The sequence below is a fragment of the Burkholderia sp. BCC1640 genome, assembly GCF_902833125.1.
In the GTDB taxonomy this organism is placed as follows: Bacteria; Pseudomonadota; Gammaproteobacteria; order Burkholderiales; family Burkholderiaceae; genus Burkholderia; species Burkholderia diffusa.
In genome coordinates, this window is record NZ_CADFEF010000023.1 from 110,917 (window position 1) to 123,510 (window position 12,594).

General features: G+C 67.8%; 12 protein-coding genes. 7 read left to right on the forward strand and 5 right to left on the reverse strand.

What is annotated here, in order from left to right; translation table 11 throughout:
- Positions 1-253: 253 nt before the first annotated feature.
- Entirely contained in the window at positions 254-859 is a 606-nt protein-coding gene (locus HWX25_RS23535; RefSeq protein ID WP_175910815.1) for a glycine zipper 2TM domain-containing protein, read from the reverse strand.
- Between the two features lie 430 nt (positions 860-1,289).
- On the opposite strand from HWX25_RS23535, the gene HWX25_RS23540 reads away from it, so the two are divergent.
- From HWX25_RS23540 to HWX25_RS23550, 3 genes are all read left to right on the forward strand, one after another.
- Positions 1,290-2,489, forward strand: coding sequence for an amidohydrolase family protein (locus tag HWX25_RS23540; RefSeq protein ID WP_059818472.1), 1,200 nt, complete (start codon positions 1,290-1,292; stop codon positions 2,487-2,489).
- Between the two features lie 76 nt (positions 2,490-2,565).
- The gene (locus tag HWX25_RS23545) at positions 2,566-3,750 is read left to right on the forward strand and encodes an amidohydrolase family protein (protein WP_175910817.1); all 1,185 of its coding nucleotides are present in this window, start codon (positions 2,566-2,568) and stop codon (positions 3,748-3,750) included.
- 106 nt (positions 3,751-3,856) lie between these two features.
- Complete coding sequence (locus HWX25_RS23550; RefSeq protein ID WP_244138791.1) at positions 3,857-4,294, forward strand: nuclear transport factor 2 family protein; 438 nt, start codon at positions 3,857-3,859, stop codon at positions 4,292-4,294.
- A 58-nt stretch (positions 4,295-4,352) separates the two neighbouring features.
- Here the strand turns inward: HWX25_RS23550 and HWX25_RS23555 are convergent, their stop codons facing one another.
- Entirely contained in the window at positions 4,353-5,219 is an 867-nt protein-coding gene (locus tag HWX25_RS23555; protein WP_059818469.1) for a LysR family transcriptional regulator, read from the reverse strand.
- 616 nt (positions 5,220-5,835) lie between these two features.
- Here HWX25_RS23555 and HWX25_RS23560 point away from each other — a divergent pair.
- Together HWX25_RS23560 and HWX25_RS23565 are read left to right on the forward strand one after the other, a co-directional pair.
- Positions 5,836-6,639 (forward strand): ABC transporter substrate-binding protein, encoded by an 804-nt coding sequence (locus tag HWX25_RS23560; protein ID WP_059528891.1) that lies wholly within the window; start codon positions 5,836-5,838, stop codon positions 6,637-6,639.
- 31 nt (positions 6,640-6,670) lie between these two features.
- Positions 6,671-7,525 carry a phytanoyl-CoA dioxygenase family protein gene (locus tag HWX25_RS23565; protein ID WP_175910821.1) on the forward strand — a complete coding sequence of 285 codons (855 nt, stop codon included), beginning with the start codon at positions 6,671-6,673 and terminating at the stop codon, positions 7,523-7,525.
- Positions 7,526-7,625: 100 nt separating this feature from the next.
- On the opposite strand, the gene hutC is transcribed toward HWX25_RS23565, so the two are convergent.
- Positions 7,626-8,363 (reverse strand): histidine utilization repressor, encoded by a 738-nt coding sequence (gene hutC / locus HWX25_RS23570; protein WP_175910823.1) that lies wholly within the window; start codon positions 8,361-8,363, stop codon positions 7,626-7,628.
- 44 nt (positions 8,364-8,407) lie between these two features.
- Positions 8,408-9,172, reverse strand: coding sequence for an SDR family oxidoreductase (locus HWX25_RS23575; protein WP_175910826.1), 765 nt, complete (start codon positions 9,170-9,172; stop codon positions 8,408-8,410).
- A 401-nt stretch (positions 9,173-9,573) separates the two neighbouring features.
- Between HWX25_RS23575 and HWX25_RS23580 the strand changes: the two genes are divergently transcribed.
- Positions 9,574-10,284, forward strand: a complete 711-nt coding sequence (locus tag HWX25_RS23580) for a YceH family protein (RefSeq protein ID WP_175910828.1) — start codon at positions 9,574-9,576, stop codon at positions 10,282-10,284.
- 84 nt (positions 10,285-10,368) lie between these two features.
- Here the strand turns inward: HWX25_RS23580 and HWX25_RS23585 are convergent, their stop codons facing one another.
- Positions 10,369-10,791 carry a hypothetical protein gene (locus tag HWX25_RS23585; protein ID WP_175910830.1) on the reverse strand — a complete coding sequence of 141 codons (423 nt, stop codon included), beginning with the start codon at positions 10,789-10,791 and terminating at the stop codon, positions 10,369-10,371.
- Between the two features lie 374 nt (positions 10,792-11,165).
- On the opposite strand from HWX25_RS23585, the gene HWX25_RS23590 reads away from it, so the two are divergent.
- Positions 11,166-12,473 (forward strand): lipase family protein, encoded by a 1,308-nt coding sequence (locus HWX25_RS23590; RefSeq protein WP_175910832.1) that lies wholly within the window; start codon positions 11,166-11,168, stop codon positions 12,471-12,473.
- The last annotated feature ends 121 nt before the right edge of the window (positions 12,474-12,594 follow it).

The window sequence follows — 12,594 nt, forward strand, 5'->3', positions numbered from 1 at the left end:
CGAACGGATGCAAGTGGAAACGAACCGGATGCGGACATACCGGCCGCTGCGTTCGATGCGAGCCCGACCGCGGGTGGCGATGCCATGCCGTACGCGACAAGCATGCCGCGCGGAGGGAAGGAGCTGGATGAAGCGAGGCGCGCCCACGCGTTGCGCCGAAGCGGCGCACGATGTCGGGCGCGCGAAATTCCGACGCGACGCGACGTGAGGTGTCCGCGATGCGCCCGATCAGCTCAGGCGCATGCGACCCACGTCAATACCGCGACAGCTGATTGCCGTTGATCTGGACGCGATCGCCCGGGCGCAGGTTGCCCGGCGACTGCACGTCGAACGAGCGCGTCGAGCCGTCGCTGACCTGCACGTCGATCCGATAGCCGCTCGGCGGTTGGGCCGCGCCCATCTGCTGGCCGATCTGGTTGCCGGCGACGGCGCCGCCGAGCGCGCCGATCACGGTGGCTGCATCGCGGCCGTGGCCGCGGCCGAACTGGTTGCCCACCAGGCCGCCGACCAGCGCACCGACGACGGTGCCGGCGACGCCCGACGCGCCGATCGAGCCGCTGACCGGCTGGATGTTCGCGACGGTGCCGTATTGCGTGCCGTAGCCGTTGCCGTACTGGCCGCCGTACTGCGGGTTGCCGTATTGGTCGTACTGCGGCGCCTGGCTCGGATACGCCGGCTGCTGCACGTAGCCGGGTTGCGAATACGCGGGCTGCGCGTAACCGGGCGTCGCGTATTGCTGCTGCGGATAGCCCGGCTGCGCGCCATAGTAGCCCGGCGCGACACAGGCGGTCAGCGGAAGCGCCGCCACGGCGACGAGCGAGGCGAACAGAACGGTCTTCGTGGAAGGCATGCGCATCATGATGTTTCCTGCATCGGCAACGTGTTCGCCGACGAATTCCGGGACGGGTGGCGAACTCGGCGTGAGTATAAGGAAAGGGCGATTGCGCGTCCGGTGCGGCCGGGTAACAACGTGTAAAGTCTGTTGCCGCGCAAATCGCGGCCGGGCGCGGCGGCGCGACATGCTCGACCGCGACCGCGCCGATGCACGTTTATCGGCAATGCGGGCGCCGCCCCGATGATCGCACCCCATCGCCGCGCCAGGCCCGACGGGACGGCCCGTCCGCACATCGCGAAATCGAATGCACGGCATCGCGACATTTAATTGGCCACTGGCCGCCCCGTCCGATATCGTGACCGCATTCCCTGCCAACGGCCGTGCCGTGCCGGCCGCGGATCTTTCCCCCGTCCGCGCCGGCGTCGCGCAGCGACCGCCCCACACATTCCGAGTCATGACCGATCGCTTCTTCACCAACGCCGTCGATGCCGGCGGCCAGCCCGTCAACCTCGCCGTCCATGACGGCCGCTTCGTCGCGATCGGGGCCGATTGCACGGCCGCGCCCGGCGCGGAAACGATCGACCTCGGCGGGCGCGTCGTGCTGCCCGGCTTCGTCGACGGCCACATCCATCTCGACAAGAGCTTCGTCGGCGACCGCTGGGTGCCGCACGAACCGGTCGGCTCGCTGCGCGAGCGGCTCGCGGTCGAGAAGCGCCAGCTCGCGGCCGCGCCGCCGATCGTCGAACGCGCGAATGCGCTGATCGCGCAGGCCGCCGCGTTCGGCACGATCGCGATGCGCAGCCACGTCGACGTCGACGCGACGACGGGCCTGTCGAACCTGCAGGCCGTGATGGCCGCGCGCGAACAATGGCGCGGGATCGTCGACATCGAACTGGTCGCGTTCCCGCAGGCCGGCGTGGTGACGTGTCCGGGCACCGCCGCGATTCTCGATGCGGCCGTGCGCGAAGGCGCGGACGTGGTCGGCGGGATCGACCCGACGACGCTCGACGGCGACGCGGACGGCCAGCTCGACATCGTGTTCGGCATCGCCGAGAAGCGCGGCGCGAAGATCGACATCCACCTGCACGAACCGGGCGAGACCGGCATCGCGCAATTGTTGCGGATCGCGGCGCGCACGCGCGCGGCGGGCCTCGGCGGCCGCGTGAACGTGAGCCACGCGTATGCGCTCGGCCAGGTCGATCACGGCGACGTCGAGCGTGCGGCCGCGGCACTCGCCAGCGCCGGCGTGTCGATCCTGACCAACGCGCCTGGCGATTGCGCATTCCCGCCGGTGCGGCAACTGCGCGATGCGGGCGTGCACGTGTTCGCCGGCAACGACAACATTCGCGATGCGTGGTGGCCGTACGGGAACGGCGACATGCTGCAGCGCGCGATGATGGTCGGCTACCGCTCGGGCTTCTACACCGACGAAGCGCTCGGCATCGCACTCGACATGGCGACGCATGCCGGCGCGCGCGCGATCGGCAAGGCCGACTACGGCATCGCGGTCGGCTGCGACGCGAGCTTCGTCGCGGTGCGCGCGCCGAATGCGGCGGCCGCCGTCGCCGGCGTGCCGGCCGAACGCTGGGTGTTCCGACGCGGCGAAAGCGATACCGGTGCGCCGTTCGCGCCGGCACAGCGTTTCACGCGATAACGCGATAGCGACCTGACCGCCGTCGCGGTGCGTGCATCGTGACGGCCTTGCACTGACCGACCACACCGGAACCGACATGACGAACCTGCTGATCCGCAACGTCCGCACGCACGCCGACGAAGCGCTCGACATCCTGATCGAAGGCGAGCGCATCGCGCGCGTCGGCCCGTCGCTCGACGCGCCCGCCGGCTGCGCGATCGAGGACGGCGCGAGCGCGCTCGCGCTGCCCGGCCTCGTCGAAGGCCACACGCACCTCGACAAGACCCACTGGGGGATGCCGTGGTATCGCAACGCGGTGGGGCCGCGCCTCGTCGACCGCATCGAGAACGAACGCAACTACCGCGCGACGAGCGGCCATGATGCCGGCGCCGCATCGCTTGCGCTGTCGCGCGCGTTCCTCGCGGCCGGCACGACGCGCATCCGCACGCACGTGGACATCGACACCGAGGCCGGGTTGCGGCATCTGCACGGCGTGCTCGCGACGCGCGAGACGCTGCGCGACCAGGTGGAGATCCAGATCGTCGCGTTTCCGCAGTCGGGCGTGCTGAAGCGGCCCGGCACCGCCGCGCTGCTGTCCGACGCGCTCGGCGCCGGCGCCGACCTGCTCGGCGGGCTCGACCCGTGCGCGATCGAAGGCGATCCGGTCGAGGCGGTGGACGTGCTGTTCGGGATTGCCGAGCGTCACGGCCGCGGGCTCGACCTGCACCTGCACGAGCGCGGGTCGATGGGCGCGTACTCGCTCGACCTGATCCTGCAGCGCACCGCCGCGCTCGGCATGCAGGGCAAAGTCACGATCAGCCACGGCTTCTGCCTCGGCGACATCGCCGAGCGCGAGCGCGACGCGCTGCTCGCGCGGATGGCCGAACTCGGCGTCGCGATCGTCACGACCGCGCCGGCCGCGGTGCCGGTGCCGCCGGTCGCCGCGTGCCGCGCGGCCGGCGTGACCGTGATCGGCGGCAACGACGGCGTGCGCGATACGTGGACGCCGTACGGTTCGCCCGACATGCTCGAACGCGCGATGCTGATCGGCATGCGCAACGATTTCCGCCGCGACGACGCGCTCGAAGTCGCGCTCGATTGCGTGACGCACGGCGCGGCACGCGGCTGCGGCTTCGCCGACTACGGTCTGGAGGCGGGCAAGCGTGCGGACGTCGTGCTCGTCGATGCGCTGACGTTCGCCGAGGCCGTCGTCGCGCGGCCGACGCGGCGGCTTGTCGTATCGTCGGGGAAGATCGTCGCGCGTAACGGCGTGCTGGTCTGAGCCGAACGCCGCATCGTGCCGGTATGATCGGGCCTTCTTCAGCCTGATCTCCGGGGAGACGACGATGCGATGCACGCGCACGAGGGCGGCACGCGCCGCCAGATGGATGGCGGCGGCAACGTTCGCGGCGGCGGCCGCGCATGCGACGGCGGCCGGCCCCGACGACGCGCGGCAGGAAGCGAATCGCCGCACGGTGCTCGCGTTTTACGAGAAAGGCCTGAACGAGAAGGATGCGGATGCCGCGCTCGCCTATGTCGGCAACCGATACGTGCAGCACAACCCGAACGCGGCCGACGGCCGCGACGGCTTCCGCAAGTTCGTCGCGTTTCTGCGCGACAAGTATCCGCAGTCGCACAGCGAGATCAAGCGGTCGTTCGTCGACGGCGACTACGTGATCCTGCACGTGCACGCGGTGCGCGAACCCGGCACGCGCGGTAGCGCGATCATGGATATCTTCCGGCTCGAGCACGGCAAGATCGTCGAGCATTGGGACGTGAACCAGCCGGTGCCGGAGCAGGCGGCAAACGGGAACACGATGTTCTGATGCGCGCGCATTCCCGGTTACGCGGTTGCTCGGCTAATGCCGACCCGCATCGCCGCGCTCAATCCTCTTCGTGCTCCAGCATCGCCGCGAGCGCCTTCGTCAGTTCGCTGACCATCGGATCGGCCGTCGGCCGATGCAGGATCGCGATGTCCATGTTCTCGATCGGCGCGAAGCCGCCGTGTTCCTCGGTCAGCACCACGTGGTCGTCGGTCACCACGCGCGCGGGCAGCACGCTGATGCCGAGCCCGTCCGCGACGGCCGCCTGGATGCCGCTCAGGCTCGACGTCGTGAAGCTGATCCGCCAGCGGCGGCCGCGTTCCTCGATCGCTTTGATCATGTCGTCGCGATAGAGCCCGCGCGGCGGAAACACGACGATCGGCACCGGATCGAGGTCGATCGTCGGATGTTGCGCGCTGTCGATCCAGCGCAGCTTCTCCGGCCAGCGCGCCACCGCCTCGCGGCTGTCGCGCCGCTGCTTGATCAGCGCGAGATCGAGCTCGCCGCGATCGTAGGCCGCGCAAATGTCGCGGCTCAGCCCGCACATCACCTCGAGCTTCACCTGCGGATGATCGCGCTTGAAGGCGGCGAGCGCATGGGTCGTGCGGCCCGCCGCGAAATCGTCGGGCACGCCGAGCCGGATCGTCAGCGCGACGGTCGCGCCCGACAGCGCCTCCAGCATCTCGTCGTTCAGCGCGATCATGCGCCGCGCGTAGCTGAGCACCGTCACGCCGGCGTCGGTCGGCCGCACGTCGCGCGTGCCGCGGTCGAGCAGGCGATGCCCGGCGATCTCCTCCAGCCGCCGCACCTTCTGGCTGACCGTCGACTGCGTCGAATGCAGGCGCGCGGACGCGGTCGTGAAGCTGCCGCAGTCGGCGACCATCACGAGCGCGCGCAACAGGTCGAGGTCGAACAAAGGTCTATTCATATCCGCACTTTTTCGGCTTGCAACATTTCATTTTCAAATACGCGCGACGATTTTTAACATGGGCCGAGCCCGTGGGCAATCGCGGTTTCGCCGGACCCGGCGCCCGGGGACCGGCGGCGCGGCGCGGCTGATTGCGGTGCACGGGCGGCGATGATGTGGAAGCAGTGCGGGCGGGTATGAACGCCGATCACATGAGTCGGTTCGACCGTGGCATCGATGCGGTATAGGTCGGAATCGCGGCCAAGGTAACTCGCGAAGAGTGACGGTCTGATTTGCCAGCGATTTCTGATCGTCCCGGCTTGTGGATATCCGATCGAATACGCTCTCCGTTGGCTGTGCGCATTACCGGGTAAACGCCTGAACACGCACAAACTCCCGGCAAGTTTCTATATTTTGTGGGTTAGATCGCTCTTTCTGCGCGATTTCTCCGCGTAATTCCCGCCCGTCCACTCCGCCTTCATTTCTTCGGTTTGCGCTCGAAAATCGAGCGGTCTAGACTGCATCGCAGTTTCATCGAAGTCCCAGTCTTTCGCGTACCGCGCCGGGCCTGCCGGCACGACGCTCCCCAATGGACGCCCGGCGCTCGCCCGCCGCGTCGAGACCACAAGGACACACCATGAACCGCACTGCAAAGCTCGTCGTTTCCGCGCTGGCGTTCGCGCCGCTCGTCTCGGTCGCGCAGGACACGGCGACGATCCGCTGGGGCATCGATCCCACCTATCCGCCGTTCGAGGCGAAGCAGCCCGACGGCTCGCTCGCCGGCTTCGACATTGATCTTCGCAACGCGATCTGCGAGCAGTTGCGCGCGAAATGCGTGTGGGTCGAGCAGGGCTTCGACGGGATGATTCCGGCGCTGCGCGCGCGCAAGTTCGACGTGATCATGTCCGCGATGACGGCCACCGACGAGCGGCTCAAGCAGATCGACTTCTCGAACAAGCTGTACGCGTCGCCGGGTGCGCTCGTCGCGCCGGCCGGCTCGAAACTGCTGCCGACCGCCGCGTCGCTCGCCGGCAAGCGCGTCGGGATCGACCAGGGCACGACGCAGGAGGCGTACGCGAAGGCCGAATGGGCGACCAAGGGCGTGACGATCGTGTCGTACCAGAACCAGGACCAGGTGTATCAGGATCTGGTGAACGGCCGTCTCGACGCGACCTTCCAGGACAAGACGCAGGCCGGCTATTCGTTCCTGAAGACACCGCGCGGCAAGGGCTACGCGTTCGCGGGCCCCGACGTGACCGACGTGCGCATCACCGGCTACGGCGTCGCGATGGGCGTGCGCAAGGGCGACGCCGAGATGAAAAAGCGGCTCAACGACGCGATCGCCGCGATCCGCGCGAACGGCACGTACCAGAAGATCGCCGCGAAATACTTCGACTTCGACATCTACGGCGCGAAGCAGCAGCTGACCGCCGCACCGTGACCCCGTGACGCATTCAATCGACAGGCAAGCCATGACGAGTATCCAGGATCGCGTCGCGACAGCCGTGACGCCCGAACTGATCGCCGCCTTCCGTGAAGAAGGCGCGGTCTGCATCAAGGGCATCTTCTCGCCCGGCGAAGTGGCCGCGCTGCGTGCCGGCATCGACGCGAACCTCGCGCAGCCGAGCGAGCGCGCGAAGGTCGCGAGCCGGCCCGACGACCCGGGCTGGTTCTTCGAGGACTTCTGCAACTGGCAGCACAACGACGCGTACCGCGACTTCATCGTGCGCTCGCCCGCGCCGTCGGTGGCCGCCGCGCTGATGGGCACGCGGACGGTGCGGCTGCATCACGACCACTTGCTTGTGAAGGAGCCCGGCACGCGGCAGCGCACGCCGTGGCATCAGGACCAGCCGTACTACAACATCGAAGGCGACGACAACGTCAGCATGTGGATTCCGGTCGATCCGGTGCCGCTCGAGTCGACGCTGGAATTCGTCGCGGGTTCGCACCGGGGGCCGTGGCTGATGCCGCGCACGTTTATGGACAAGGAGGCGAAGTGGTTCCCGGAAGGCAGCCTCGCCGACCTGCCCGACATCGAGGCCGACCGTTCGGCGTTCCCGATCCGCCACTGGGCGCTCGAGCCCGGCGACATGGTGTGCTTCCGGATGCTGACGCTGCACGCGTCGGGCGGGACGCAGAATCGTCGGCGCGCGTTTTCGATCCGCTTCGTCGGCGACGACATCCGTCACGCGCCGCGCCGCTGGAAGACGTCGCCCGATTTCCCGGGGCTCGCGGACGAACTGCCGGACGGCGCGCCGCTCGAACATCCGCTGTTTCCGGTCGTGTGGTCGCGCGGCGCGGGGCAGGTCGGGGCGATCCGAGCGTAAGCGGCGGATAGCGACGACATCAAGTCACATCACGCGCGCGGCGTCCGCTTCGCGATGAAGCGGACGCCGCGCGTGGTCGTTTTCGAGCGTCGCGGGAGGTTCAGGTCTGGTGCCGCCCGGCGCCCGGCTTGAAGCGCGAGCCGAGCCGATAGCGGTTGCCGGGATGCAGGAAGTGTACGAACGTGACGGGCAGTCCGTTCGTCCAGGTGCGGCGCGTGAGCGTGAGGCACGGCTCGTCGGCGCGCATGTCGAGCAGCCGCGCCTGTTCGCCGGTCGGCAGCGACGCGTCGACCACGTGCTCGATCTCCAGTTCGTAGTGCGACACGTTGTTGAACAGGTATTCGGACGGCGGCTCGACCTGGAAATCCTGGTCGATGAATTCGGGCGCGGCGGCCGGGTTCACGTAGCGATCCTCCAACTGGATTGGGCGGCTGTTTTCCTCGTGCACGCACACCACGTGAAAGACCGGCGTGTTGACCGCCAGCCCGAACGCAGCCGCGACGTCGAACGACGCGGGCTCGCGCGACTGGCTGAGCACGCGGCAGCGATACTCGTGGCCGCGCGCGCGGATCTCGTCGCGGATGTGCGCGATCATCAGCAGGTTCGACTGCGGCTTCGCCTCGGCGACGAAGGTGCCGACGCCCGCGATGCGTTTCAGCACGCCTTCCTCGGTCAGCTCGCGCAGCGCGCGGTTGACCGTCATGCGCGCGACGCCGAATTGCGCGGCAAGATCGAGTTCGGACGGAATGCGGTCCCCCGGGCGCCAGTCGCCCGCGTCGACATTCTGGCGGACGAGCGTCTTGATCTGCTGGAACGGAGCGGTGGTCTTCGTGACCATCGGGGGATCCTCGGGGAAAGGCAACCGCAAAATTCTATCCCGGATCAGGTTGCGGGCAATTCGCGAACGTCGGCCGTCGGCACCGAACCGAACGCGTCGCTCAGTGCATAGCCGATCAATTGCCGCGCGGCCGCCTCGGGCGTCGACAGCGCGCCGCTCGACTTCAACTGGTCGAATTTCTCGCGCATCGGGAAGTTCGCTTCGCTGGTCGAGCGGATCGTCGCCTGCATGCCGGTGTCGACGACGCCCGGCGCGACGCTGCAGATCCGCAGCGCGCGGTTCGCGTCGAGCGCGACGGCGCGCGCGTGATGATCGAGCGCCGCCTTGGTCGCGCAGTAGACGCTCCAGCCCGCATACGCGTTGCGCGCGGCGCCGCTCGATACGTGCAGGATCCGGCATTCGGTCGGCGCCGCCGCCGCCTGCACGAGCGCGGCCGACAGCATCAGCGGCGCCGCGACGTTCACGCCGACCGCGCGTGCGACGAGCGCCGGGTCCTGCGCGTCGAGCGAGCCGATCGGATCGACGATGCCAGCGTTGTTGAAGAGCAGCACGATCGACGCACCGTCGACGAAGCGGCGCAGCGTGTCGCCGGCGAGCCAGGCCGCGACGGCCGACGTGTCCGACAGGTCGAGCTCGATGTCGGCGAAACGGTCGCCGGCCCGCGCGGCGAGCGACGGATGACGGCTGCGCGACACGCCGAGCACGGCGATGCCTTCCTGCAGCAGTTGTTCGGCGAGCGACGCGCCGAGGCCGCGCGTGTGTCCGGTGACGATGGCGCGCACGTGCGGCGCTGAAATGGATGCGGTCATGGCGATGAATGAGTGAACGGATGAAGCGTGTTGACGCGTGGCGCGCATGCGCCGCGGCACGGCGTGCGGGACGGGCGATGCGCGGTGCTGGCGTGGCGGGCGAAGTCGGCCGCGTGCGGCGCGGCATGTCCAAAAGTGAACGCGTATCGTAGCGCCGGCCCGCGCGACGCGCAAACGCGGGCGACGCCGCGCGCGGGCGCGGTGTGTGAATTCGCGACGTCGAACGCATGCACCGCCGCGCGGCCGATACGTTGGACGAAAGCGGACTGCGGCAAGTCCGCACGCCATGGCGGCGCGTGGCGCCGGGCACCACGTCGCGAGCTATCATATGGCTCGCCCGTTCGAGACGCCGGACGGGGCGCGACCGTTTCCTTTCACTTGCTGCACGCTGCGACGCATCCATGAACACCACGCCGGACATGCCCACGCCACGCGCCTTGCGCGAACTTACGCCCCTCGAGGCCCGCATTCTCGGGGTGCTCGTCGAGAAGCAGCACACCGTGCCCGACACCTATCCGCTCTCGCTGAATGCGCTGACCTCGGGCTGCAACCAGAAGACCGCGCGCTCGCCGGTGATGAACGTCAGCGAGGACGAGGTCACGACCGCGCTCGACGGGCTCAAGCACCTGAGCCTCGTGATGGAAGGAAGCAGCAGCCGCGTGCCGCGTTTCGAGCACAACATGAACCGTGTGCTCGGGATTCCGAGCCAGGCGATCGCGCTGCTGACGATCCTGCTGCTGCGCGGCCCGCAGACGGCCGCCGAACTGCGCCTGAACAGCGCACGCCTGCACGGCTTCGCGGACATCTCGTCGGTCGAGGCATTCCTCGACGAACTCGCGGCGCGTGCGCAGCCGCTCGTCGTCCGGTTGCCGCGTGCGCCCGGTGCGCGCGAGAATCGCTGGATGCACTTGATGTGCGGTGAGGTGAACGTCGCCGACTTCGCCGGTTCGGATGCCGGCGGCGGCGCGGATTCCGTTCCGCCGTCCGAGTTCGAGGCGCTGAAGGCCGAACAGAAGCGGCTTTCGGATGAAGTGGCGCGGCTGAACGCACTCGTCCAGCGCATGGCGACCGAACTCGGGATCGACGTCGATACCCCGGGCGACGCCGGCTGACCGCCCGCCGAGCCAACTCGACACCGGCGCGGACGAAGGCGCGCCGGGTGACGAACGCACCTCCCGACACCGCTCGAACCTGCGCTACCAGCGGCACCCCGTCTTCTCGGACGCATCGACGTCCTGCGCCCACGCGAAATCGGTCTTCTTGCCGGTGCGCGCATTGGTGTACGTCATCGAATAGACGATCGCACCCTGGCTCATCATTTCGTATTCGCCGTTGATCTTGCCGTCGACCATTTCCCACCACGTCGTCGTGAACTGGTACGGGCGGCCTTCCGCGAGTGCTTCCTGATCCACGTGCTTGAGCAGCAGCGGAATCGACGTCTTCGATTTCGCGTAGCGGACGACGCCCCCTTGCCACTTCGCCACGTCGTCGTAATACGTGCGCAATTCGAAGCGCACGGGTTTGTCGCCGGTCGTCCTGAAGCACAGCACCTCGGTGCTGACCTCGGCCGACGCAGGCAACGCAATGCACAGCAGCAACGCGGCAAGTGTCTTTTTCATATTTGCGTGAGAGTCGTGGATGGCTCGCGCCGAACGTGAGGCACCATCGGCGGCGGACAGTCGTGATCGTACGGTACCTCGGTGATACGCGACACTCGGCCGTACGGCTGGAGCGTCTCGCGGAGAACGATCGTCGCGAAGCGGTTTAGGCGTTTACCTTCAAACAACGGGAAATCCGCATCGATTCCGTTCTCGCTGTGCTTCAATTCATCCGGTTTGCAGTCCTACTAAATGACATAACGAAAACAGAAGAGACCCTTCACTCAAAGGAGACAGCCAATGGCCAGGAACCCGTCTTGACGCCGCAATCCGGACAAGTCGCAACACAGCGAACTTCCTCGATGAAAAGCAGGTTATCCCCAGAGGCAACTCCGATGTCCTCCAAACGTTTGATGACGATCGCGGCCGCCGTGCTGGCTGTCGCCACGTCGTCGGTCCATGCAGGTGCGGCCACCGTGACCGACCCGTTCTACACGTATACGGGCGCCACGCCGTTGAAATCGATTCCACCCGGCACGGTGCTCAACACGCGAACCGTCACCTATCACGTGGCCGGAATGCCGACCGCGGTGACCGCCCAGCAGTTGCTGTATCGCACCAACGACGCGCAGAACCGGCCGGTCGTCAACGTGACGTCGGTGATCCGGAGCCCGGTCAGCAACGGCCGGGCGATCTCGTACCAGTCGGCCTACGACTCGCTGAATCCTTACGACGAACCGTCGCAGGTGATCGCCGGCGATCGCGACGTCACGAAGATCATCAACGTCGGCACCTTGCTCTACAGCGCGGAATCGATCCCGCTGTCGACGCTGCTGCTGCTCGGCTACAACGTGATCGTGCCCGATACCGAAGGCCAGACGGCGGACTTCGCTGCCGGCCCCGAATACGGGATGACGACGCTCGATTCGATCCGCGCGGCGCTCAACACGCCGTCGACGGGCCTCGCGCCGTCCAGCAAGGTCGCGATGATCGGCTATTCCGGCGGTGCGATCGCGACGAACTGGGCCGCGCAACTCGCGCCGAGCTATGCGCCGGACGTCAACAAGCAGCTCGTCGGCGCGGCCGAGGGCGGCGTGCTGGTCGACCCCGCGCACAACCTGCGCTACGTCGACGGCAGCATCGTCTGGGGCGGCGTCGCGGCGGCCGCGCTCGCCGGGCTGTCGCGCGGCTTCGGCTTCGATCTGACGCCGTATCTGAGCGACAGCGGCGTCGCCGTGTTCAACGACATCCAGAACCAGTCGCTCGCCTACATCCTGCCGAAATACACGGGGCTGCGTTGGGCGACGCTGTTCAAGCCGCAATACGCGAACGACATCAACAGCATTCCGGCGTACGTGACCTACGCGAACAAGGTGAACGCCGGGCTGGCCGCGTCGCCGACGATTCCGATGTACATCGTTCAGGGCACGGCCGGCATGCTCGACGGCACGTTCGGTAGCCAGGTGGGCGACGGCGTGATGCTCGCGTACGATGTACGCGCGCTCGCGCAGAAGTTCTGTGCCAGCGGCGTGCCGGTCGTGTACACCGAATATCCGCTCGAACATGCGGGCGCGATCGCGCCGTGGGTGGCCGGGATGCTGCCCTGGCTCTACGACCGCTTCGGCGGCAAGGCCGCGCCGAGCAATTGCGCGCTGACGGCGTTGTTGCCGAGCAATTCGCTCGCGCCCGAGACGCTGCACTAGGGAAACACTGATTAATAGGCGATCGCGCGAGGTGGTCGGCGATGTGGGCGGGGAATGGCCGGATACCGAAGCGAAGCGCCGCCCATTCGGAGAAGTTTGCCCCGAGGATGCACCTTATTTC